16 protein-coding genes, 1 tRNA gene and 1 pseudogene are annotated in these 22,998 nt (G+C 61.1%); 11 read left to right on the top strand and 7 right to left on the bottom strand.

Going from position 1 to position 22,998, the window contains the following annotated elements:
* Positions 1-30: 30 nt before the first annotated feature.
* Both R2E40_RS06690 and R2E40_RS06685 read left to right on the top strand, forming a co-directional pair.
* The gene (locus R2E40_RS06690) at positions 31-705 is read left to right on the top strand and encodes a response regulator (RefSeq protein WP_016350040.1); all 675 of its coding nucleotides are present in this window, start codon (positions 31-33) and stop codon (positions 703-705) included.
* Complete coding sequence (locus R2E40_RS06685) at positions 705-2,087, top strand: ATP-binding protein (protein WP_318165054.1); 1,383 nt, start codon at positions 705-707, stop codon at positions 2,085-2,087. Before R2E40_RS06690 ends, R2E40_RS06685 begins: the two co-directional genes overlap by 1 nt.
* A gap of 302 nt (positions 2,088-2,389) precedes the next feature.
* Here R2E40_RS06685 and glk read toward each other — a convergent pair whose 3' ends face one another.
* Positions 2,390-3,358, bottom strand: a complete 969-nt coding sequence (gene glk, locus R2E40_RS06680) for a glucokinase (protein ID WP_011705258.1) — start codon at positions 3,356-3,358, stop codon at positions 2,390-2,392.
* Between the two features lie 346 nt (positions 3,359-3,704).
* Here glk and R2E40_RS06675 point away from each other — a divergent pair, with 346 nt between their 5' ends.
* Positions 3,705-4,562, top strand: coding sequence for a MurR/RpiR family transcriptional regulator (locus R2E40_RS06675; RefSeq protein ID WP_039215309.1), 858 nt, complete (start codon positions 3,705-3,707; stop codon positions 4,560-4,562).
* A 163-nt stretch (positions 4,563-4,725) separates the two neighbouring features.
* Complete coding sequence (gene pyk, locus R2E40_RS06670; RefSeq protein ID WP_011705256.1) at positions 4,726-6,165, top strand: pyruvate kinase; 1,440 nt, start codon at positions 4,726-4,728, stop codon at positions 6,163-6,165.
* Between the two features lie 65 nt (positions 6,166-6,230).
* On the opposite strand, the gene R2E40_RS06665 is transcribed toward pyk, so the two are convergent.
* The 4 genes from R2E40_RS06665 to R2E40_RS06650 all read right to left on the bottom strand — a co-directional run bounded on the left by R2E40_RS06665 (position 6,231) and on the right by R2E40_RS06650 (position 13,552).
* Positions 6,231-7,277, bottom strand: a complete 1,047-nt coding sequence (locus tag R2E40_RS06665) for an efflux RND transporter periplasmic adaptor subunit (RefSeq protein WP_045529502.1) — start codon at positions 7,275-7,277, stop codon at positions 6,231-6,233.
* Between the two features lie 15 nt (positions 7,278-7,292).
* Positions 7,293-10,355 carry an efflux RND transporter permease subunit gene (locus tag R2E40_RS06660; RefSeq protein WP_318165053.1) on the bottom strand — a complete coding sequence of 1,021 codons (3,063 nt, stop codon included), beginning with the start codon at positions 10,353-10,355 and terminating at the stop codon, positions 7,293-7,295.
* Between the two features lie 170 nt (positions 10,356-10,525).
* Entirely contained in the window at positions 10,526-12,850 is a 2,325-nt protein-coding gene (locus tag R2E40_RS06655) for an acyl-CoA dehydrogenase (protein WP_168755062.1), read from the bottom strand.
* Positions 12,851-12,898: 48 nt separating this feature from the next.
* The gene (locus tag R2E40_RS06650; protein WP_011705252.1) at positions 12,899-13,552 is read right to left on the bottom strand and encodes a TetR/AcrR family transcriptional regulator; all 654 of its coding nucleotides are present in this window, start codon (positions 13,550-13,552) and stop codon (positions 12,899-12,901) included.
* Positions 13,553-14,020: 468 nt separating this feature from the next.
* Between R2E40_RS06650 and R2E40_RS06645 the strand changes: the two genes are divergently transcribed.
* The 5 genes and pseudogenes from R2E40_RS06645 to R2E40_RS06625 all read left to right on the top strand — a co-directional run bounded on the left by R2E40_RS06645 (position 14,021) and on the right by R2E40_RS06625 (position 17,737).
* Positions 14,021-14,761, top strand: a complete 741-nt coding sequence (locus R2E40_RS06645) for a phosphatase (protein ID WP_005298720.1) — start codon at positions 14,021-14,023, stop codon at positions 14,759-14,761.
* Positions 14,762-14,846: 85 nt separating this feature from the next.
* Positions 14,847-14,922, top strand: a tRNA-Thr gene (locus tag R2E40_RS06640).
* Positions 14,923-15,562: 640 nt separating this feature from the next.
* Positions 15,563-16,429 (top strand): helicase RepA family protein, encoded by an 867-nt coding sequence (locus R2E40_RS06635; RefSeq protein ID WP_318165052.1) that lies wholly within the window; start codon positions 15,563-15,565, stop codon positions 16,427-16,429.
* Positions 16,419-16,505 (top strand): annotated as a pseudogene (gene repC / locus R2E40_RS06630) (replication protein C, IncQ-type); the annotation flags it as partial. The gene R2E40_RS06635 and the pseudogene repC, both read left to right, overlap by 11 nt.
* A 69-nt stretch (positions 16,506-16,574) precedes the next feature.
* A protein-coding gene (locus R2E40_RS06625) for an IS3 family transposase (protein WP_318164089.1) occupies positions 16,575-17,737 on the top strand; the annotation gives its coding sequence in 2 pieces (ribosomal slippage) (positions 16,575-16,830 and positions 16,830-17,737; 1,164 coding nt in all).
* A gap of 128 nt (positions 17,738-17,865) precedes the next feature.
* Here the strand turns inward: R2E40_RS06625 and R2E40_RS06620 are convergent.
* Positions 17,866-20,154 (bottom strand): FdhF/YdeP family oxidoreductase, encoded by a 2,289-nt coding sequence (locus R2E40_RS06620; RefSeq protein ID WP_318165051.1) that lies wholly within the window; start codon positions 20,152-20,154, stop codon positions 17,866-17,868.
* Positions 20,141-20,947 (bottom strand): formate dehydrogenase accessory sulfurtransferase FdhD, encoded by an 807-nt coding sequence (gene fdhD / locus R2E40_RS06615; protein ID WP_318165050.1) that lies wholly within the window; start codon positions 20,945-20,947, stop codon positions 20,141-20,143. Before fdhD ends, R2E40_RS06620 begins: the two co-directional genes overlap by 14 nt.
* Before the next feature lie 148 nt (positions 20,948-21,095).
* Between fdhD and R2E40_RS06610 the strand changes: the two genes are divergently transcribed.
* Together R2E40_RS06610 and R2E40_RS06605 are read left to right on the top strand one after the other, a co-directional pair.
* The gene (locus tag R2E40_RS06610; protein WP_318165049.1) at positions 21,096-22,010 is read left to right on the top strand and encodes a LysR family transcriptional regulator; all 915 of its coding nucleotides are present in this window, start codon (positions 21,096-21,098) and stop codon (positions 22,008-22,010) included.
* Between the two features lie 412 nt (positions 22,011-22,422).
* Positions 22,423-22,995 carry a TetR/AcrR family transcriptional regulator gene (locus R2E40_RS06605; protein ID WP_318165048.1) on the top strand — a complete coding sequence of 191 codons (573 nt, stop codon included), beginning with the start codon at positions 22,423-22,425 and terminating at the stop codon, positions 22,993-22,995.
* Positions 22,996-22,998: the final 3 nt, after the last annotated feature.

Genomic DNA, 22,998 nt, shown 5'->3' with positions numbered 1-22,998 from the left:
ACAGCCTGGATCCCCATGATCGCGCACCTTATGAAAATATTGTTGGTCGAAGACGACAAGCTGCTCAATCACCATCTCAGCACCCTGCTGACCGAAGCCCAGAATCAGGTACACAGCACCGACAGTGCCCAGGTGGCACTGCATTACGCCGCCGACTATCCCATCGACGTGGCCATCATCGATCTGGGTCTGCCGGACATGGACGGTTTGCAACTCATCCGCCAGCTGCGCGAGCAGCAAATCCCCTTTCCCATCATCGTATTGACCGCGCGCGGCAACTGGCAGGACAAGGTGGAGGGGCTGGAAGCCGGGGCGGACGACTACCTGGTCAAGCCGTTCCAGAAGGACGAGCTGCTGGCCCGCCTCAACGCCCTGGTGCGCCGCAGTGCTGGCTTCATCTCCCCCAGGGTCAAGGCCGGCGACTACGAGCTGGATCTCTCCCGCAAGGAGCTGACCATCGCCGGCACCCCGGTGGTGCTCACCAGCTTTGAATACCTGATCCTCGAATACCTGATGCGCAACGCCCGCCAGGTGGTCTCCAAGCAGCAGTTGCTGGACCAGCTCTACGGCGACGGCGAGGGGGATCCCAACACCATCGAGGTGATGGTGAGCCGGCTGCGCAAGAAGCTGGATCCGGAGGGGACCATCCAGCCCATCTCCACCATCCGCCGCCAGGGTTACATCTTCAACCTGTCGTGCAACTGATGGATTTTCGTCTGCTGCGCCCCATGAGCTTCATCCGCCGCTCGCTGCACATCAAGCTGATGCTGAGCGCCATGCTGGTCATCGCGCTCATCATGGCCTTCTCGGTCTACATCCTCTATCTGGGTCACACCGAGGAGCAGGCCCAGAAGGCCAGCACCCGCATGCAGGAGAACCTCTCCAAGCTGTTCTCCTCCAAGCTGCCGGACGCCCATGCCACCACGGATCTGGGCCGGATCACCCCGGATGCCGTCGACCCCAATCTGGATACCCTGATCTGCCGGGCCGATGGCCAGCTGAGCTGGTCCAGCATGCACATGCCGGAGGTGATCCAGGCCAGGGACACCATCTGCCAGGATCTGATGAAGTATCTGGGCGGGCTGGATCAGGACTACTTCTTCAAGCGTCACACCATCAAGAACGGCGAGAGCTACTTCATCTACAGCCTGCGCTTTTTGCGCAATCACGGCGACGGCCCCACCACCTATTACGTGGTGATGGTCGATTCGGCCAAGCGCTATCTGGCCCAGACCCGCGATTACCTCTACCAGTGCATCCGCCAGGCCCTGCTCGCCTACTCCCTGCTCGGCGCCCTGCTGCTGCTCACCAGTTTCTGGAGCCTGGGCTCCCTGCGCACCATGGCGCGCCAGATGGACGAGATCCGGGCCGGCAAGCGGGAGGCGCTCTCCAACGACTATGAGCGGGAGCTGACGCCGCTGACCGAGTCGGTCAACCAGCTGCTGGAGAACGAACGCCAGCAGACCCAGCGCTACCAGCACGCCCTCAACGATCTGGCCCACAGCCTGAAAACCCGGCTGGCGCTGATCCAGATGACGGCACAGGAGGTCAAGCTGGGACGCGACATCCACGACAACATCAATGAGCAGATCCTGACCATGGATCAGATCATCCAGTACCAGCTGCGCCGCGCCGTCACCGGCCGCAAGCGCCTCGCCAGCAAGGGTACCGAGCCGGTGCCCCTCATCGAGAAGCTGCTGGCCAGCCTCGCCAAGGTCTATCGCCACAAGAAGCTGCAGACCCGCTTCAAGTTCGATGACGACGTCTTCTTCGCCGGCGAGCAGGGGGACTTGATGGAGCTGATGGGCAACCTGCTCGACAACGCCTTCAAGTTCGCCATCAGCGAGATCAAGGTGACGGTGAGCCGCCGGCTCGACCGGCTGCGGATCGAGATCGAGGACGACGGCCCCGGCATCGACCCCGGCAAGTCGCAGCAGATCTTCCAGCGCGGGGTACGCGCCGACAGCTCCCCCGGCCAGGGCATCGGGCTGGCGGTGGTCACCGAAATTGTGCACAGCTACGGCGGCCAGATCATGGTGGATGAGTCCCCGCTCGGGGGCGCCCGCTTCACCCTCGACCTGCCCTGAGCCCATCCCGGCCCATACGCTGCGCCTGCCACCCGGCAGGCGCAGTGCATTGCGGCGCAGGCCCATCCTTTCACAAAGGACGGCATCTCCATCCAGCCGGCAAACCGCAGGCATAAAAAAACCGGCCGCGAGGGCCGGTGAAACAGTTCAGGCTTGTCAGGTGACAAACGCACCCAGCGGATGAAGACAAGTCCCAATTCCTTATGGAGCCCTGCCTTCTTGAGTACGTGTTGACACTCTACGCCATGGTCACTGAATCAAGGCTGAACCATGGCCGATCCGTCCCCCGGCAAGCCGCCTGCTTATAGCTTGATGCCGAGCGACTGGCGCAGATAGGCGCCGGCGCCGAGCAGACCCGGCCCCTCGTGGGTGATGAGGAAGACGGGGATATCCTTGAGGTAGGATTTGAAACGCCCCTTGTCTTCGAAGGCCACCCGAAAGCCCGAGCCGATGAAGAACTCCTGAAAGCGCGGCACTATGCCACCGGCGATGTAGACGCCGCCGAAGGTGCCCATGTTGAGCGCCAGGTTGCCGGCAAAGCGGCCCATCAGCACGCAGAACAGGCTCAAGGTACGGCGGCAGTCCAGGCACTCGCCCGCCAGCGCGCGCTCGGTGATGTCCTTGGGTTCGAATGCCTGCGGCTCACGGCCGTCGGATTTCACCAGACCACGGTAGATGTTGACGAGACCGGGGCCAGAGAGCAGCCGCTCGGCCGAGACGTGGCCCAGCTCGGCGCGCATCACCTGCAGCACCGCATCCTCTTCTTCGCTGTTGGCGGCAAAGTCCACGTGGCCACCCTCGCCTGGCAGACTCAGCCACTGCTCGCCGGTGTGCACCAGGTGGGCGACGCCAAGGCCGGTGCCGGCCCCGTAGATGGCAATGGGCTTGCCGGCCACCGGCGCCGCGCCCCCCAGCTGGATGCAGTCAGCCGCGTCCAGCACCGGCACCGCCATGGAGACGGCGGTAAAATCGTTGATCACCTGCAACCGGCTCAGGCCCAGATTGGCCTGCATCTCGCTGATGGAAAACTCCCAGCTGTGGTTGGTCATGGCGACCCAGTCGCCATTGATGGGGCAGGCGATGGCGATGCAGGCTTCGCCCACCTGCACCTTGTGCTCATCCAGATAGAGGCGAACCACGGCTTCCAGACTGGGATGGGCCAGCCCGGAATAGGTCTTGGCCTGGGAAATGGTGCCGGTTGCCAGCTCGCACAGGGCCAACCGGGCATTGGTGCCGCCTACGTCGCCGACCAGCGCATGGGTATGCTGCATAAAACAACTCCTTCGTTACTGGGGTCGGGGCGGCCGTTACCGTCCCGCACTTATTATTTGGTGCCAATTCTACCCGAGCCCCTCCCCTTGCGGCGCGTTTGATGGGTGCAACTGTGCGCCCGCTCACAGTGTTGTTGCTTTGCAACATTTGTAAGCGCTTTCACGGAATGACTGGAAGTTTGTAACCAAAACAACGAAATAATTAGACATGAGTCATACTTTGCAGGGCCGAGATTAGTTTCGATAAGAGCTTGTCTTGTATAGTCATCAAGTTGATTGGAAACCTGCTTAGCCATGAATTTAGTGCAAAGACACTGAAGCTAAATTACAAAAACGCCTGGTGGTGATGATGAATACCCTTGATAAAATTACTAATAATTTGGAAAGTTTCAGTAAATCAGAGCGTAAAGTCGCCGAGGTCATCCTGGCCTCCCCGCAGACGGCCATCCACTCCAGTATCGCCACCCTCGCCAAGATGGCTGACGTCAGCGAGCCGACCGTCAACCGTTTCTGCCGCCGTCTCGATACCAAAGGCTTTCCCGATTTCAAACTGCATCTGGCCCAGAGCCTGGCCAACGGCACGCCCTATGTGAACCGCCACGTGGAGGCGGAAGACGGGCCCGATACCTATACCGCCAAGATCTTCGAATCCACCATGGCCTGCCTCGATGCCGCCAAGAACAGCCTGGACATCTCCGCCATCAATCGCTGCGTCGATATCCTGACCCAGTCCAAGAAGATCAGCTTCTTTGGCCTGGGCGCCTCCTCCGCCGTCGCCCGCGATGCCCAGAACAAGTTCTTCCGCTTCAACATCCCGGTGGTGAGCTTCGATGACATCGTCATGATGCGCATGAGCTGCATCAACAGCAGCGAAGGGGACGTGGTGGTGCTCATCTCTCACACCGGCCGCACCAAGGCGCTGGTGGAGATTGCCGCGCTGGCCCGTGAAAACGACGCCACCGTCATCGGCATGACCGCCAAGGACTCCCCGCTGGCGCGCGAGTGCAACCTGGTGCTCTCCATGGACGTGCCGGAAGATACCGACGTCTACATGCCGATGGCATCGCGCATCGCCCAGCTCGCCCTGGTGGACGTGCTGGCGACCGGTTTCACCCTGCGCCGCGGCATGAAATTTCGCGAAAACCTGAAGAAAGTCAAAGAAGGTTTGCGCGAATCCCGCTTTGATACACCCCACTCTTCGTAAGCAGCGGGGGCCTTGGCCCCCGGCTGTCTCTGCCACCTTCCTTGGTGTAGTATTGTAATTTAGTAACAAAAGCCACCCAGATGGCTTGCAAGCGGGTGCAATGGGTCATGCGCTTGACGGGGCAGTATCTCAAGTCATATCAACTTCAAAACTGGAGTCTTTCATGCCAAGACGTACAAAGATTGTAACCACACTCGGTCCGGCCACCGATCGCGAAGGGATCCTCGAGGGGATCATCCGTGCCGGCGCCGACATGGTGCGGATGAACTTCTCCCACGGCACTGCTGAAGACCACATCCTGCGCGCCAACCAGGTGCGTGACATCGCCGCCAAGCTGGGTCGTCACGTCGCCATCATGGGCGACCTGCAGGGCCCCAAGATCCGTGTTTCCACCTTCAAGGACGGCAAGATCTATCTGGCCGTCGGCGACAAGTTCATCCTCGATGCCGCCCTCGGCAAGGGTGAAGGCTGCCAGGAGCAGGTCGGCATCGACTACAAGAGCCTGCCGGGCGATGTGATCGCCGGTGACATCCTGCTGCTGGACGACGGTCGCGTGCAGCTGAAGGTGGAGCAGGTCGAAGGCACCCGCATCCACACCACGGTCACCGTGGCCGGTCCGCTCTCCAACAACAAGGGCATCAACAAGAAGGGCGGCGGTCTCTCCGCTCCGGCCCTGACCGAGAAGGACAAGGAAGACATCAAGACCGCCGCCCGCATGAACGTGGACTACCTGGCCGTCTCCTTCCCCCGTTGCGGCGATGACCTGCGTTACGCCCGCGAGCTGGCCCGCGAAGCCGGCTCCAACGCCAAAATCGTGGCCAAGGTCGAGCGCGCCGAAACCGTCGCCACCGACGAGGCGATGGAAGACATCATCCTCGGCTCCGATGCCGTCATGGTGGCGCGTGGTGACTTGGGCGTCGAAATCGGCGATCCCGAGCTGGTCGGCGTGCAGAAGAAGCTCATTCGCCACTCCCGTCGCCTGAACCGCGTGGTCATCACCGCCACCCAGATGATGGAGTCGATGATCAACGCGCCGCTGCCGACCCGTGCCGAAGTGATGGACGTGGCCAACGCCGTGCTGGACGGTACCGATGCGGTGATGCTCTCCGCCGAGACCGCCGCCGGTCAGTTCCCCATCGAAACCGTCACCTCCATGGCCAGCGTCTGCGTCGGTGCCGAGAAGCACCCGAGCCTGAACGTCTCCAACCACCGCATGAGCTACACCTTCACCTCGGTGGAAGAGGCCGTCGCCATGTCCACCATGTATGCGGCCAACCACCTGGAAGGGGTCAAGGCGATCGTGGCGCTGACCGAATCGGGCACCACCCCGCTGCTGATGTCCCGCATCAGCTCCGGCCTGCCGATCTTCGCCATGTCACCGCACAACAAGACCCTGGCCTGGACCAACCTCTACCGCGGCGTCACCCCGGTGCTGTTCGACGGCGACGAGACCAAGCCGGTCTACGAAGTGTGCCGCGACGCGCTGGACGTGCTCAAGGCCAAGGGGCTGCTGCAAAGCGGTGACATGGTGTTGCTGACCCACGGCGACAAGATGGAAACCGTCGGCAGTACCAACACCTGCAAGGTGATGATGGTCGAGTAATCGCCCTTCACCGGCACCAAAAACGGCTCCCGCGGGAGCCGTTTTTTTATGGCGGAACCGCCGCCTCAGCCGCGAAACAGTTCGACCTTGTCGCCGTCCTGCAGGCTGCCGGCGCCACGCACCACCACTCTGTCACCCTGCTTGAGCGCTCCGCTCACCGCCACCTGCCGGCTGTCGCCAAACAGCACGGTCACCGGCACCCGGTTCACCGTCAGCTCCTCGCCGCGCTGCTCCACCTGATAGACCACGCTCCCCTCGGTGTTGAGCACCAGGGCATCGCGCGGCAGCAGCATGGTCTGCTGCTCCGCCAGCGGCAGCGCCACCCGCACCGGCGAGCCGATGATGAAGCGCCCCGCCTCGGGCTTGAGGCGCAGCTCGATGAGGCGCGACTTGGGATCGGCGCTCGCCGCCCGCTGGTAATAGACACCGTGGCCGCTGAGCTGCTCCCCTTCCACCCGCAGCCGGGTCTGGGGCGCCAGCTGACCGGCCCAGACGATGGGGGCCTGCAGCCGGATGTCGGGCTGATCGGGATTGACCAGCTCCAGCGCCTGCTCGCCGGCATCCACGTGCTCCCCCGGCTGGATGAAGTGGTTGTTCACCACCCCGTCGAACGGCGCGAAGATGTGGCTTCTGCGCAGCTGCTCCTCAATCTGGCGCACCTGCACCCGCGCCAGCCGCTCGGCCAGTTCAGCCTGCTCCACGTCGTAGCGCGCCTTGTCATACTGGCTCTGGGAGGTGCTCTTCTGGCGGTGCAGCGTCGCCAGCCGGCCAAACTCGGCGCGGGCGAAGCGCACGTTGCTCTCCCACTTGGCCTGCTCGGCCTGAGCCTGCTCCAGCGAGAGCCGCAGCGCCGCACTGTCGAGGCGCAGCAGCTCATCCCCCTTGCTGACCCGGCTGCCGAACTCGGCAATCCACTCCACCCGGCCGCTCACCTCCGCGCTGAGCGCCGCCTGCTGGCGGCTCGCCACCGTGCCGCTGACCCAGATGCTGGCCGCCGCCTCCCCCCGGGTCACGTCCGCCAGGGTCACCATCTTGCCCTGGGCCAGCGCGGGGAGCACGCCCCCCGCCAGCAGCGCCGCGCCCACTACCATCCTTGTAAAACCGTGTGTCATCGATGAGCTCCTTGCTCAGGCCCGCTGGCGCAGGGCGAGCGGTGATTCGGCCCGCTCCCCCAGTCGCAGGAAGGCGGGCAACAGGATCAGGGTAAACAGGGTGCTGCAGCTCATGCCGCCAACGATGACGGTGGCCAGCCCCCGGTAGATTTCACTGCCCTCGCTCGGGCTCAGCATCAGCGGCAGCATGCCGAAGATGCTGGTGAGGCTGGTCATGGCGATGGGCCGCATCCGGCTTTGCAGGGCATCGGCCACCGCCAGCTGGCGGCTCATCCCCTCCCGCTCCGCGGTGCGGGTCTGATGCACCAGCAGGATGGCGTTGTTGACCACCAGCCCCAGCAAAATGACGAAGCCGATGATGGTCAGCAGATCCATCGGCAGCGGCACCAGCAGGCCGCTCAGGTGCAGCGCCAGCACGCCGCCGACGGTGGCAAGCGGCAGGGTCAGCAGCACCAGCACAGCATCCTTGAGGGAGGCAAAGACTCCCCATAACAGGATCAGCAGGATCATCACGGCAAACAGGAAGATGGCCCCCAGGTTGCCCAGCGCCTGTTGCAGACTGTCGGCATTGCCGGAGACCCGCAGCTCACCGCCGGCGGGCAGCAGTGGCCGGATGGCGGCAAAGCTTTTGCTCTGCAAGGTATCGAGCACCTGCTCCATGCTCATCCCCGCCGGGGGCGAGATCTGCAGGCTGATGCTGCGCCGGCCGTCGGCCCGAAAGATGCTGGCCGGCCCCATGTCGTGCTCCACCCGCAGCAGCTCGCCGAGCGGCACTATGCGCCCGGACGGGGTCGCCAGCGGCACCGCCTTGAGCTCGTCCGGGTTGGCCGAGGTCTGCCCCATCAGCATGATGTCGAGCCGCTCCTCCCCGTCGAAATACTCGCCAACCCGCAGCCCGTCGCCGAAAGTCTGGATGATGGCGGGCATGGGTGTGCGATCCCAGCCCACCTCGGCGAGGCGCCTGTCCTGCGGCACCAGCCGCAGCTCGGGAGCGGTGAAATCGAGATCCGGCTGCGGCCTCACCTGGGCACCCGGCAGATCCTGCTTGACGATGGCCATGGCGGCCCGTGCCGCCTGGTAGAGCTCGGCCAGATCGCCCCCCTGCAGCAGCAGGGAGATGCCGTTCTCGCTGTCAAAGCCGCCGAACAGCGAACCCTGGCCGCCAAACACCTGAGTGTCGGGGATCCCCACCAGCAGCTGCTTCATCAACAGCTGCTCCAGCACCTTGATCTGATCCTCCTCTTTCGGCCGCACCCCGATCTGGGCGCCGCCCGGGTAGCGCAGGATGTAGTAGTTCTTGAGGGCCGGTTCCCGCTCCCCCTTCATGTAAGGGGCGAGGCGGGCGATCAGGGTGTCGATCACCTCCTCGCGCTGGGCCTGCAGGTTGAAACCCGGGGTGAAGTTCATCCAGACATCCACCGCATCGCGCTTCACGTCCGGCAGATAGTCCATCTTCGGCAACAGGGCCCAGGTGGCCAGCGCCGGCAGGCTCATCATCAGGGTGATGACGGTCCAGCGCTGGCGGGAGGTGCCGGTCCAGCGGATCACCCGTCGGGTGGTGCCCTGCCACAGCCCCTCATAGGGATCGATCAACCGCTCACGTCCCATCCAGCGCGCCGCCACCGCTGGCAGTACGGTCACCGCCACCAGCATGGAGACGCTCACCGCGCAGGCGATGGTGAGCGCCAGATCGGCAAACAACTGACCCTCCACGTCGTTGAGCAGCAGCACCGGCAGGAAGATGGCGACCGTGGTCAGGGTGGAGGCCACCAGCGCGGTCCACACCCGGCTGGTGCCTTCCAGCGCCGCCTCCGCCTTGCCGAGATCCCCTCGCTCGTGGCGCCGGTAGATGCTCTCCAGCACCACGATGGCGGCATCGAGCACCATGCCCACCGCAAAGGCAATGCCCGCCAGCGAAATGACGTTGAGGGTCCGCCCCAGCACCTTGAGCAGGCAGAAGGTGAGCATGATGCTGATGGGAATGGCGATCGCGATCATCAGGGTCGCCTTGAGCTGGCGCAGAAAGACCCAGAGGATGGCGCAGGAGAGCAGTACGCCGAGCCCCAGGTTGGCGGTCACCATGCCCACCGCCCGGTTGATGTAGAGGGAGGCGTCGAACGACTGCTCCATGTGCAGGCCGACCGGCTCCAGCACCTCGCGGTTGAGCTCGCCCACCTTGAGCTTGATCGCCTCCAGCGCCGCCAGGGCGTTGGCACCGCTCTCCTTGAAGATTTGGGCCGCGATGGCGGTGTTGCCGTTCTGAATGCGCAGTACCGGGTTCTCCTCCCGGGCCAACCTGACCTCGGCCACATCACGCAGGTAGATGGGCAGGCCGTCGCGCCAGTCCACCACCTTGTCCCCCAGGGTCGCCACGTCGTAGCGACCGGCAAAGCGCAGCTTGTACTCCCAGCGGCCGATGTCGAGGGTGCCGGCGGAGACGTCCCAGCCGGTGCTGGCCCGGCTGGCCAGTACCGGGATCTCCACCCCCAGCTCGGCGGCGCGGTAAGGGTCGAAGCGGATCTGGATCTGGCGCTCGTTGATCCCCTCGATGTCTACCGTCGACACCCCGGGTATCCGCTCCAGCTCCGGCTTGACCCGCGCCTCGATCAGCGCCTGGTGATTGTCGATCTGCCCCTTGGCACCGGGCAACTGCTGGATGAAGAAGAAGGTTAGGGTGTCGTTGCTGCTGTAGTTGTTGACATAGGGGCCGCCAATCTTGTCCGGCAGGCCGGAGACCCGGTTCAAGCGGGAGATGACGTCGAGCTGGGCCCGCTGCATGTCGGTGCCGAGGGCAAACTCCAGGTCGATTTCGGTGAAGCCAGGGAAGCTGTTGCTGGTGAGGTTCTTGAGCCCCTGCACCCCCTGCATCTCCTGCTCGATGGGGTCGGTTATCTCCGACTCCATCTCCTGGGGCGAGGCCGAGCGCCAGTCCACCGAGATATTGAGGTGCGGGCGATCGATGTCGGGAAACAGCTGGATCGGCAGCCCCCGGATGCTGAGCAGGCCCAGCAGAAAAATCAGCACGATCGAGACCGCCACCCAGATGGGGCGTTCGATCGCCGTTTTGGCGAGGTTCATTCACTCTTCCTGAGTTTGTTGTTGTCGGCCATTCCGCTGGCCTTGCTTCCTGCCCCAAGGGTGAGGGGCCATTGCATTAAACTGGAATTAATCGAGGTTGTAAATGCAGGGTTAACAAACAAAAAAACCGGCCATGACGGCCGGTTTCAGGTTCAGGAGTGAGTGCTCTCTCAGGCGGCGTGCACCACCGGATTTTGCTGGGATAATCCCTCCAGCTCGCCCGGGGCAAAGTTGTCCACCTGGATCGCCTCGTAGCGCAAGGCATCGGCGGCCAACAGCTTGTCCGCCTCGTCCTTGCTCAGGATGGATTGAGACAGGGCTGCGGCAACCAGCTCCGGCAGCGCCAGTTTGCGGGGCAGTTTGCCCTCTTTCTGGGCCTGCACCAGTTTCTTCTCGTAGGGCTGCACTGCGACCATGGCCTGGAAGGCACGCTCCATCAGACCGACCGGATCCGCCTCGTCTTTGCCGACGTAGCAGAGGGCGGTCAGACGGTCGCGGAACTCGCCCGGCTTCATCATGGCCAGACAGATGGCGTGGCAGCGATCGTCTGCCGGCATCTTGTAACCGACGCCGAACGGGAACACCACCCGCTTGAGCACGGCACCCACCACCTTGTTCGGGAAGTTCTGGAAGAAGCCCTCGAACGCCTTGCCAATCAGGTAGAGGTTGCGCTCCACCGCGTACTGCACGAACGGCAGATCGGAGACCATGCGGCCCTGATCCTCGTAGTGCTTGAGGGTGGCGGAGGCCAGGTAGAGGTGGCTCAGCACGTCACCCAGACGGGCGGAGATCATCTCCTTGCGCTTGAGATCGCCACCCAGCATCAGCATGGAGACGTCGGCGCACAGGGCCAGCCCTTTACTCATGCGGGAGAGCTGCTTGTAGTAGCGGGCGGTTTCGCCGGCCACCGGCGCACTGTTGAACTGACCCAGGGTCAGCCCCTGGAACAGGGAACCGAAGAAGTTGCCGGCGCCGAAGGCGATGTGCTTCAGCAGCAGGGCGTCGAACTTCTCGAGACCGCGTTCCACATCGGTATCGGCCGCCGCTTCCAGCTCGGCAAACACGTACGGGTGGCAGCGGGTGGCACCCTGCCCGAAGATCATCAGGTTGCGGGTCAGGATGTTGGCCCCTTCCACCGTGATGGCGACCGGAATGCCCATGTAGGCGTAGCCGGTGTAGTTTTTCGGACCCAGCTGGATGGCACGGCCAGCGTGGATGTCCATGGAATCATCCATGATCTGGCGCGCCATTTCGGTCATGTGATACTTGGAGATCGCGGTGACGATGGCCGGTGCCTGACCCAAGTCCAGGGAACCGGCGGTCATGCGGCGGGCCCCTTCCAGCTGATAGGTGAGGCCACCGATGCGGGCCAGCGCTTCCTGCACCCCTTCAAACTTGCCTATGGACATGCCGAACTGCTTGCGCACGTAGGAGTAGGCGCCCACGGTGCGGCTCGCCATGTGACCGCAGGCGGTGCCAAGGGCTGGCAGCGAGATGCCGCGACCGGCGGAGAGGCACTCCACCAGCATGCGCCAGCCACGACCGGCGTAATCCGGGCCACCGATGATCCAGTCGAGCGGAATGAACACATCCTTGCCGAAGGTCGGGCCGTTCAGGAACGCCAGCCCCATGGGGTAGTGGCGATCACCGACGCGCACGCCGGGGTGGCTGGTGGGGATGAGCGCGCAGGTGATGCCGAGCTCTTCCTTGTCACCCAGCAGTTTTTCCGGGTCATACAGTTTGAACGCCAGCCCCAGCACGGTGGCACGAGGGGCCAGGGTGATGTAGCGCTTGTTCCAGTTGAGGCGAATACCCAGCACCTCTTCACCCTTGTGCATCCCCTTGCAGACGATCCCCTTGTCCGGGATGGCGCCGGCATCGGAGCCCGCTTCCGGCCCGGTCAGGGCGAAGCAGGGTACCTCTTTGCCATTGGCCAGCCCCGGCAGCCAGAAGTCCTTCTGGGCCTGGGTGCCGTAGTGCATCAGCAGCTCGCCCGGACCAAGGGAGTTCGGCACCATGACGGTGACCGCCACGCTCAGGCTCTTGGTGGCAATGCGGGTGACGATGGTGGAGTTGGCGATTGCCGAGAATTCACGGCCGCCGTAGGATTTCGGGATGATCAGGGAGAAGAAGCCTTCCTTCTTCAGATAGTCCCAGACCGGCTCCGGCAGGTCTTTGGTTTCGTTGACGATCTTGAAGTCGTCGACCATGGCGAGCAGGGTTTCGACCTGGTTGTCGATGAAGGCCTGCTCCTCGGCGGTCAGCTCGGCTTTGCCGTAGCCGTGCAGTTTTTTCCAGTCGGGGTTGCCGCGAAACAGCTCCCCATCCCACCAGACGGAGCCGGCTTCCATGGCCTCCCGCTCGGTGGCAGACAAGGGCGGCAGTATCTTCTTGAAGATGCCGAACACCGGGCGGGTGACCACCTTTTTACGGATGGAGGGCACGCCGAGCACGACGGCTATCGCCAGCACCAGCAGGATAAGCAATGTGATCATACTCAAGTTCCTTCTATTTCACTGTTTCCGTTGATTTATTGTTGGTTGTTACACGGCCAGGGAGAGCCTGGTCGACTCCACGGGCGCCCCGACACCGGACGCCAGATAAGGAATGACGTTACGTACCAGCCCCTCCACATCGAGCTGCTGGCCGAAATCGGCCTGGGCGATGTCGCGCAGCGCATCGGCCGAAGCCATGGTGAACACGACGGTGCCCAGGGTGAAATGCAGCCGCCAGAACAGATCCGCCGGCGACAAGGCCGGGTTGGCCTTGGAGATGGCCTGGGTGATCCGCTGCAAAATGGGGCCGTAGTGGGCAGTGATGAAGCGGCGCAAGTGGCCCTGACTGTCGATGTAGCCACGCCCCAGCAGCTGCATGAAGATCGCCGGGCCGTTGGTGCGCACCGCCACCAGCTTCATCAGCGGGTCGACGAAGCTCTCGAACACCTGCAGCAGGGTCAGCTGCTCCTGCGCCATCAGGGTATGCAGGCGTGCATCCAGCTCGGGCATGAACAGGCTCAGATAGCGATCGAGCACCGCCTGGATCAGCTCCTTCTTGGAGCCGAAGTGATAGTTCACCGAGGCCAGGTTGACATCGGCCTCGCTGGTGATCAGACGCAAAGAGGTATCGGCGAACCCCCGTTCGGCAAACAACACCTCAGCGGCATCGAGAATGCGGTTTTTGGTATCGATTTTACTCACAGGACACCTCACTTAAACGAATGTTTAAAAAGTACGTTTCACAACCTTTTGTGTCAAGAGAATGTGAACAGGTGTTAGTGAAATGTTTTTGTTGAAAATGGGGAACAAGGCGGGAACTTCACGGACGAATCGGACTCTATATCTATGCCACTGCAATTAAACATTAAGTCTCGCCCAACCTGCTTCATGCTAGTTGGGCATTTTTTTGTCCGTTACCCGCGCAGCGCGCTGGCAAACAGGCAAAAAAAACCGTCGCAGGGCGCGACGGCGGGGAAATGAGGTTGCACCATCCTGATCCAACCCATCGATGCGAGTTCAGGCTTTCATCGATGACGCCATCATGACCGCCAAGCGTGTTCAAACTTTGTCAGCCAGGCCCCAATTTGTGACAAAGTATGACAAGCCGCCACATGGTCTCGACCCGCCGCCTTTGCTATGCTGGCGCCTCACGCCAGAGGGGAAGATAAGATGAAGTACACGGTCGATACCCACACCCACACCGTCGCCAGCACCCACGCCTACAGCACCATTCACGACTACCTGCCCATCGCCAAGGCAAAGGGGATAAAGCTGTTCGCCACCACGGATCATGGCCCCGACATGGCGGACGCCCCCCACTTCTGGCACTTCGTCAATCTGCACGTGTTGCCACGGGTGGTCGACGGGGTTGGCATCCTGCGCGGCATCGAAGCCAACATTAAGAACATCGATGGCGAGATCGACTTCCCCGAGCGCTACGAGTCGCGGCTCGACATGATCATGGCGGGCTTTCACGAGCCGGTGTTCCCCCCCTGCGACCAGGCCACCCACACCCAGGCCATGATCAACGCCATCAAGAGCGGCCGGGTCGACATGATAAGCCACCCCGGCAATCCCGCCTTCCCCATCGATATCCAGGCCGTGGTCAAGGCGGCGGCAGAGTATCGGGTGGCGCTGGAGCTCAACAACTCCTCCTTCAGCCATTCCCGCCCGGGCAGTGAAGGCAACTGCCGCGCCATCGTCGAGGCAGCGCGGGACATGGGTGCCTACCTCACCTTCGGCTCCGACTCCCACGTGGCCTTCAGTCTCGGAGATTTCGAGCACTGCCACCGACTGGTCACCGAGGCCGACTTCCCGGCAGAGCGGATCCTGGCACGCTCCCCCCGTGCGCTGCTCGATTTTCTCGAAAGCCGCGGCCGGGCCCATATTCCGGAGTTCGTCGACCTCTGACATTGGCCGTAACTCCATGAGCTCACTCATAAAACTGAGTGCAGCTCATTGACTTGCCCCATTGTTTTCGGGAATCTAGTGGCACGCCGGTATAGCTCAGTTGGTAGAGCAGCGCATTCGTAATGCGAAGGTCAGGAGTTCGATTCCCCTTATCGGCACCAAATTTTATTAACTAAAACAGTGATTTGCTGGTTGCAGTTTGATGCGTTACTGAGCGTTGGAATGCAGGATTTAGCTTATCCAGTGTGGCAAAATTGTGGCATGCCACACTGACCTGGTAGCGGCGAATGACGCTTGCCAGTGCATGACATAGCAAAACACTGCTGGTAGACTTCATTTCGTCACGTAACATCGGACGACAGGCACTAATTCTTTATACCCTCAAGGCCGGGCATGGTGCCGCTCAGGTCAATTACCGATTAGCTAACCGGCACAGCTATTCGATGACCCTTGCCGCCTTGATGGGTTATGACCATGAAACAAACCTCTATTACCACCTCCAGCGTGGTGCTTTTGACTGTTGAGCAATTGGCTCTCTGTCTGCATAAATCCGTTGCTAGCATCCGTAGTGACGCGACTCGCAACCCTTGTTCACTTCCCCCTATCTGCCGTTTACCAGGAACCAAGCGTTTGCTCTGGCGTGCTGAAGATGTTGAGCTTTGGCTTGCTGAACATGTCATTAGCCAAGGTTTGGATGACCGAGCTGTTAAATCGGCAGATATGCCTCGGCGTGGCCGGCCAACCAAAGCCGAGCAGCTAGCACGACAAAAATCACAGAATTCAAACGCTAAGAGGTAAGCCATGGCTCTTGACCTACTAGCTGCGTTTGAACAGGAGCCGCCGGCTCTTGACTTCATATGGTCTGGATTTTTGGCCGGTACAGTGGGAGCACTGATCGCACCAGGAGCAACAGGTAAAAGTTTTTGGGCATTGCAGGCCGCAATGGCTGTGGCTTGCAAAGAGTCTGATGGCGATCTGTTGCAACTACGCCCGACCCGTTCGGGCCGAGTGATCTATATGGCTGGTGAAGATCCGGCTGCAGTGCTTAGTCATCGCGTCCATGCGCTTGGCAAACATCTATCGCCCAAAGCGAGGGCCTCTATTGCCACAAACCTCGCATTGGAACCGATGATGGGGGTGAGTTTAGATCTGATGAATCCGGACTGTTTTCAGGCTCTGGTGCAGAAGGTAGATGGATATCGCCTTGTTGTTCTCGACACCCTCAGCCGTATGCATCAGATGGACGAAAATAGTAACGGGGACATGTCTCAGCTGATTACCCGACTTGAGTCGCTGGCCGCAAATACGGGTGCTGCGGTGCTCTATTTACATCACGCCAGCAAGGGGAGCGCCAGGGATGGCAGTCTTGATCAGCAGCAGGCAGCCAGAGGCGCATCTGCGTTGATTGATAACATCCGATGGTGTGGTTACATCGTGCGGATGGGGGAAGAAGAAGCAAAGCAGCTAACCGAGATTCAACGCGGTAGTACACCCATCGGAAATTCTCGGCGCAGTGCGTTTGTGCGCTTTGGGGTATCCAAGCAGAACTATGGCACTGCGATCAAAGATCAATGGTTTGAACGCCAGGAAGGGGGCGTATTACATCCGGTACAACTCATGGAACCTCCCCAGGCGCGAGAGCGAAGGAGGTTTGCTCATGGCTATTGAACTTACCCACGCGCGCCATGATCCGATGCACTGCCTTGCTCCTGGTCTATTCCGCAGTTTAAAGCGAGGGGAGAGAATGTAGTGGTCTAATCATCCCGGACACCATTTTAGGTGGTACAGTCGCCACCATGACCTGAGGTGTTCAATGACAAGATTGCGTCGCTCGTTTACTGCCGAATTCAAACTGGAAGCTGCATCCCTGGTGCTTGATCAGGGGTATTCAGTCCCCGAAGCCAGCCGTTCGCTGGATGTCGGTGAAACCGTGCTTCGCCGCTGGGTTCAGCAGCTTCAATCCGAACGCAGTGGCACTACCCCAATCAGCAAAGCGCTGACTCCGGAGCAGCAGAAAATCCAGGAGCTGGAAGCCCGTATCAACCGGCTCGAACGTGAAAAGGACATTCTAAAAAAGGCTACTGCTCTCTTGATGGCGGACGAGTTCACACGTACGCGCTGATAGACCGATTAAGGGAGCAAGCCCCCATCACCTTGGTCTGCTGCGCTTTCGATGTTCCCACCTCCTGTTTTTACGATTATCTGGCTCGCAGGCGGACGATTAACCGTGAGCGCATGCAGCAGCGCTGCGAGTTGCGCCGGTTGTTCAAAGCGAGCCGGAACTCGGCAGGCAGCCGTGCCTTGATGTCGATGATGCGGGAGCTGGGGTATCAGATTGGCCGGTTCAAAGTACGTAACCTGATGAAGGAAGCCGGGCTGGCATCCAAGCAGCCGGGCGCACACCGTTATAAGGTGGCACAGTCTGAACGACCGGACATTCCCAATTTGCTGGCCCGCGAATTTGATGTCCAGCAACCCAATCAGGTGTGGTGTGGCGATATCACCTACGTCTGGGCAGGTGGTCGTTGGCATTACCTGGCAGCGGTGCTTGACCTGTACACCCGGCGGGTTGTGGGGTGGGCGATGTCAGATAAACCAGATGCAGAGCTGGCCATCAACGCACTGGAGATGGCCTATCAACAACGAGGTTGCCCGTTCGGCGTACTGTTTCACTCTGACCAGGGCAGCCAATATGGCAGCCGGGCATTTCGGCAACGACTGTGGCGCTATCGCATGACCCAGAGCATGAGTCGTCGTGGTAACTGCTGGGATAACGCCCCGATGGAGCGGTTGTTCAGGAGCCTGAAGTCAGAGTGGCTCCCGGTAACGGGATACCTGAGCCTGCGGGAGGCGAAACGGGATATCAGTTATTACCTGATGGATTACTACAACTGGCGGCGTCCACATCAACACAATGACGGGATACCGCCAGCAAAAGCCGAACATCGGCCTAACCGAGTGTCCGGATTTAGTTGACCACTACACCAGAGCTGAAAAACAACAACGCCGCATATCTTATGCGGCGTTGTTGTTTATAGGATGTGCGTGCTCTGCTGCATTGGGCTGGCAGGCTTGAACCGGCTCAAGCCTGCAAATCGCCCGGCTCATAGCAGCAACAGATTGTCCTGTTGATGGGAGGCGGTCACCAGCACCGGGATGGACTTGGAGGTCGGGGTAAACGAGCCCGCCCCTATGCTGTCGATGGGCACCAGCGGGTTGGTTTCCGGATAGTAGGCCGCGATGTTGCCACGCGGGATCTCGTAGATCACCACCACAAAACCGGTCACGCAGCGCTCGCGCCCGTCGTTGCAGATGGCCGCCATGTCGACCCTGTCCCCTTCGGCAAAACCAAGCTGGCTGGCATCAGCCTCGTTCATGAACACCACGTTGCGCTGGCCCTTGATACCGCGATAGCGATCATCCATGCCATAGATGGTGGTGTTGTACTGATCGTGGGAGCGCAGGCTCTGCAGCAGCAACACCGGCTGATCGCTCATCTGCTCGGCATGGCGGGTACACTCCGGCAACACAGAGTGCGGCAGGGTGCTGGCACGAAACTCGGCCTGGCCGCTGGCGGTGTTCCACACCAGCTTGGCGGCAGAGTTATCCAGATGAAAACCGCACGGCTGCTGGATGCGGGCATTGAAATCGGCAAAACCGGCGATGGTCTGCTCGATGAGATCGCGAATACGGCCATAGTCATCGCGCAGAGCCAGCCAGTCGACCCGCTCGCTGCCCACGGTGGCATGAGCCATCCGCGCCACTATGTCGGTCTCGGAGAGGCAGAGCGGCGACACCGGCTCGGCCGCGCCAGTCGAAGCGTGCACCATGCTGAAGGTGTCCTCCACCGTGATCTTCTGGTTGCCGCTGTGCTGGATATCAAGCTCGGTGCGGCCAAGGCAGGGCAGGATCAACGCCGCCTTGCCCACCTGCAGATGACTGCGGTTGAGCTTGGTGCTGATCTGCACGTTGAGCTCGGCCTTTTTCATCGCCCCGTAGGTGAAGTCGGTGTCGGGCGCCGCTGCCGCCAGGTTGCCACCCAGGCAGATGAGCACCTTGCTCTTGCCCTCATGCAGCGCCTTGATCGCTTCGTACACGTTGTGACCGCGGGCCCGCGGCAGGCTCACCTGCAGGTGACGCTCGAGCCGGTCGATAAAGGCGGCGGTGGGCTTTTCGTTGATCCCCATGGTGCGGTTGCCCTGCACGTTGCTGTGACCCCGTACCGGACAGAGGCCTGCTCCCGGCTTGCCAATCTGGCCGCGCATCAGGTGCAGGTTGACGATTTCGCGGATGGTATCGACCGAGTGCAGGTGTTGGGTCACCCCCATGGCCCAGCAGCTGATGATGCGCTGGCTGGCGGCAAAGACCCGGGCGGCCTGCACTATCTCGGCGCGACTCAGGCCGGACTGCTGCTCGATCGCCGCCCAGTCGGTGGCCCGTACCTGCGCCTCATACTCGTCAAAATGGCGGGTGTGGCGAGCGATGAAGTCGCGATCCACCGCCTCTGGCGCCTCTTCCAGGATGTACTTGGCCATGCCACGCATGGCGGCCATGTCGCCACCCAGTTTCGGCGTCAGGTACTGGTGGCTGATGGTGGTGGCCGCCGGGGTCAGCAGCTCGAGCGGGCTCTGCGGGCTGGCAAAGCGCTCCAGCGCCACCTCTTTCAAGTTGTTGAAGCTGACGATCTTGCAGCCGCCGCGCGCCGCCTGGCGCAGGGCATTCATCATGCGTGGGTGGTTGGTACCCGGATTCTGGCCATAAACGAACACCGCATCGGCCTGGTCGAAGTCATCCAGCACCACAGTCCCCTTGCCGATGCCGACCGACTGGATCAGCGCCACCCCGCTCGCCTCGTGGCACATGTTGGAACAGTCGGGGAAGTTGTTGGTGCCAAACAGGCGGCCAAACATCTGATAAAGATAAGAAGCCTCGTTGCTGGCACGCCCCGAGGTGTAGAACTCGACCTCGTCAGGGCTATTCAGCCCCTTGAGGGTGTCGGCGATCAGGGCAAAGGCGTCGTCCCAGCTTACCGGCTCGTAGTGATCGGTCGCCGGGTTGTAGCGCATCGGCTCGGTCAGCCGCCCCTGATACTCGAGCCAGTAGTCGCTCTGGGTGGCCAGCTGGCGCACCGAGTGGGCCGCGAAAAACTCGGCCCCCACCGTCTTGCCGGTGGATTCCCAGGCCACCGCCTTGGCGCCGTTTTCACAGAACTGGAAAGTGCCGTGGTCGTTGTCACCCCAGGCACAGCCCGGGCAGTCGAAGCCGTCGGTCTGGTTGACCCGCAGCAGGTTCTTGATGTTCTGACGGGTCTTCTGGCTGCGCAGCACCTGTTTCATGGTGGATTGCAGGGACGAAAAACCGCCGGCTTTGGCGGGCTTTTCAATATGACTCATGGCACTCTCCGATGGGATCCGCCGGGCGATAGCTGGAGTAGCTGACCGGGGCATCAAACTTGGGAATATGAACGACGTTGAGGTTGTATTTGAGGGCCAGCCTGACCGCCAGCTGGCTGGGCGATGCCAGGCAGATGAGGTGACGGGCACCAAAACGGGCGGCTTTTTGCACCAGCTCGCTGCCGCAGCGGCTGGTCACCACCAGGGTGTCGCACGCACTATGTTGACGCAGCAGCAGGCCGATCAGCTTGTCGAGGGCATTGTGGCGCCCGATATCTTCCCGGCAGTGCAGGATCCGCCCCTCGGCATCCAGCGCCAGCGCCGCATGCAGGGCGCCATGCTGCTGACCCTTGAGCTGCCACTGGGCAATCTGCGCACGCAGCCCCGCCAGCAAGGCCCCATCCAGCGGTGGCGTCAGCGGCAGCACCGACAGTGCGGGCAGCGCCTGCTCCACCGCCGCCACGCCGCAGATGCCGCAACCGGTCGCCCCGGTCAGCCGGCGCTTGTGCTCGGTCAGAACAGCCAGGGAGCGGTTGGCGATGGTAATGTCCAGCACCATCCCCTGCTCGGCCGGCGCAACCTGGATGTCGTGGATCTCGTGGTTGTGCCGGATGATCCCCTCGCCAAACAGAAAGCCGACGGCAAAGTCGTCGAGATCGTCCGGGGTCGCCATCATCACCGCATGGTTGATGCCATTGATGTTGATGGCGACGGCGACCTCCTCCACCAGATGATCCAGTGAAGGCGAGGCAGGCAAATTGACGGGGATGTCGACGGGGGTATAGGCAGGCATGCAGGTTGGCCTAAAAATGCAAACTGCACTCAAGTTTAGAGAGGCGGCAGACGCAAAACCAATGAAATAAATCTATATGGCAATAGAGTTGTTCTATTGACGGCGTTTTTTCAATTGATTAATTTTTAGGTTCATCCTCACCTCCCGAATGATCATGAACATCAAGCAGCTGCACTATTTCCACGAACTGGCCAAACACCAGCATTTTGCCAGAGCGGCCAAGGCCTGCCACATCACCCAGCCAACCCTCTCAGCCAGCATCACGGCACTGGAGAAGAACCTCGGCACCGATCTGGTGGTGCGTACCAGCCAGTTCGTCGCCCTGACCGAGGCGGGCGAGCTGGTGCGCCAGTATGCCGAGCGAATGCTGCTGGAACAGGAGGCGCTCAAGCAGGAGCTGGCGCTGTTTCATGGCGAGCTCTCCGGCACCCTGCGCATCGGCATCGTGCCCCAGTCCAATGTCGACATCATGCCGCTCATCGCCCGCTGCAAGCAGCGCTACCCCGATATCGTCATTCGTCTCTCGGTACTCAGCAACGAAGCCCTGCTGTCACAGCTGGAGCTGCACCAGTGCGACATCGGGCTGGGGTTTGATGAGCCGCTCACCGGCGCTGCCAGACAGACTTTTCACCTCTATCCCCAGGGCAACAACCAGATGGCGGTGCTGATGAACCTCGACGAGGCGGATCAGCGCCTCCCCGGCGACGAGCTGACCCTGACCGCACTGCAGCAGCAGCCGCTGGTACTGCCCAGCCGCACCATGCAGTTTCGCAAGTACCTGGACCGCGCCGCCGAGCGGGCCGGCATCCGGCTTGACGTGGTACTGGAAACCGACTCCCTGTTTCACCTGGTGAGTGCCGTGCGCCACCGGCTGGGTTGGGCCATCGTCAGTGCCGGCCTCGCCCGCTCCGCCAGCAAGCTCTCGGATCTGGTCTGCCTGCCGCTGGCGCCGCAACGCGACATCGGCCACACCGCCTTCATCACCCGCCAGCACAGCATCACCCCCGCCATGCGCGCCTTCCTCGAGCTGGTGCAAGAGGCAGACGCCCCCCTTGAAAAATAAGGTGACGCCAACAGGCACACTTTTTTATATTTCTGCCATGACCAAAGGTGGCAGAAATATATACCTTCCCGCTAAAAAACAACCGCAACGTAGTTAACAACAAGAGATAGACACTCAGAAAAATGATTGCGGCAATGAGGTAAATAAATGACAACTTAATCCCTATTTCGACTTCTTGAAATAGTTATTCTTCATTGAGAATTACTTTAACCAGGAGATAAACAAGTCGTGATTGACTGACAAACAAAGTTCTCAAATAAATCCAATTTAAATATTTAAAGCGACGCTTTCATCTTTATTTCAAGGTTATTTGTGAAGCACCACACAATAACGACTTTTCCTCCCGCCCCCCATTTCCTCATATTGATGGCGATCAAGAATGATCATACCGTCTGGTCGGTATGATTGGGCCATGAACATCGAAACCCAACATAGAAAAAAAGACCCTGTACGTCTTTATCGACAACTGCTGGAGTCGGCCGCCACCATTGCCGGCCGGGACGGAATCGCCGCCCTGTCGTTGAACGCCGTTGCCTTTGAGGCCGGGGTGAGCAAGGGGGGCTTGCTGCACCACTTCCCCAACAAGCAAGCGCTGATCTTTGCCCTGTTTGCGCGTCTGCTGGCCATCATGGAAGAGGCCATCTCAGCACTGATGGCGGCAGACAAGACCGCCTACGGTCGCTTTACCCGTGCTTACCTGCACTATCTTTCTGCCCCTGAATTGACGGATACCCAGGAGAGCCGCCAGCTGATGGTGCTCTCGCTGGCCATGCCGGATGAGCCGGTGCTGCGACAATGCTGGCGTGACTGGATGCTGGCGCATCTGGCGCAAGGGGATGAGCTGGATAATGGCCATACCGGCACCCTGGTGCGTTATGCCGCAGACGGCATCTGGCTATCGGAATTGACCGAAGGGCGCACCATGAGCAGCGAGCACCGTCAGGCGCTGGTCAGGACCCTGCATAATATGACGCTCCCCACGTGAAGC

Origin of the sequence: Aeromonas sp. CD, assembly GCF_033349375.1 — a bacterium.
Classification (GTDB): Bacteria; Pseudomonadota; Gammaproteobacteria; order Enterobacterales; family Aeromonadaceae; genus Aeromonas; species Aeromonas hydrophila.
This window is presented reverse-complemented; position numbering and strand designations above follow the sequence as displayed.

Bases quoted from the DNA above. Each gene is read 5' to 3' on its own strand.
- R2E40_RS06690 (WP_016350040.1), top strand. From the start codon at position 31: ATGAAAATATTGTTGGTCGAAGACGACAAGCTGCTCAATCACCATCTC.
- R2E40_RS06685 (WP_318165054.1), top strand. From the start codon at position 705: ATGGATTTTCGTCTGCTGCGCCCCATGAGCTTCATCCGCCGCTCGCTG.
- glk (WP_011705258.1), bottom strand. From the start codon at position 3,358: ATGCAGCATACCCATGCGCTGGTCGGCGACGTAGGCGGCACCAATGCC.
- R2E40_RS06675 (WP_039215309.1), top strand. From the start codon at position 3,705: ATGATGAATACCCTTGATAAAATTACTAATAATTTGGAAAGTTTCAGT.
- pyk (WP_011705256.1), top strand. From the start codon at position 4,726: ATGCCAAGACGTACAAAGATTGTAACCACACTCGGTCCGGCCACCGAT.
- R2E40_RS06665 (WP_045529502.1), bottom strand. From the start codon at position 7,277: ATGACACACGGTTTTACAAGGATGGTAGTGGGCGCGGCGCTGCTGGCG.
- R2E40_RS06660 (WP_318165053.1), bottom strand. From the start codon at position 10,355: ATGAACCTCGCCAAAACGGCGATCGAACGCCCCATCTGGGTGGCGGTC.
- R2E40_RS06655 (WP_168755062.1), bottom strand. From the start codon at position 12,850: ATGATCACATTGCTTATCCTGCTGGTGCTGGCGATAGCCGTCGTGCTC.
- R2E40_RS06645 (WP_005298720.1), top strand. From the start codon at position 14,021: ATGAAGTACACGGTCGATACCCACACCCACACCGTCGCCAGCACCCAC.
- R2E40_RS06635 (WP_318165052.1), top strand. From the start codon at position 15,563: ATGGCTCTTGACCTACTAGCTGCGTTTGAACAGGAGCCGCCGGCTCTT.
- R2E40_RS06620 (WP_318165051.1), bottom strand. From the start codon at position 20,154: ATGAGTCATATTGAAAAGCCCGCCAAAGCCGGCGGTTTTTCGTCCCTG.
- fdhD (WP_318165050.1), bottom strand. From the start codon at position 20,947: ATGCCTGCCTATACCCCCGTCGACATCCCCGTCAATTTGCCTGCCTCG.
- R2E40_RS06610 (WP_318165049.1), top strand. From the start codon at position 21,096: ATGATCATGAACATCAAGCAGCTGCACTATTTCCACGAACTGGCCAAA.
- R2E40_RS06605 (WP_318165048.1), top strand. From the start codon at position 22,423: ATGAACATCGAAACCCAACATAGAAAAAAAGACCCTGTACGTCTTTAT.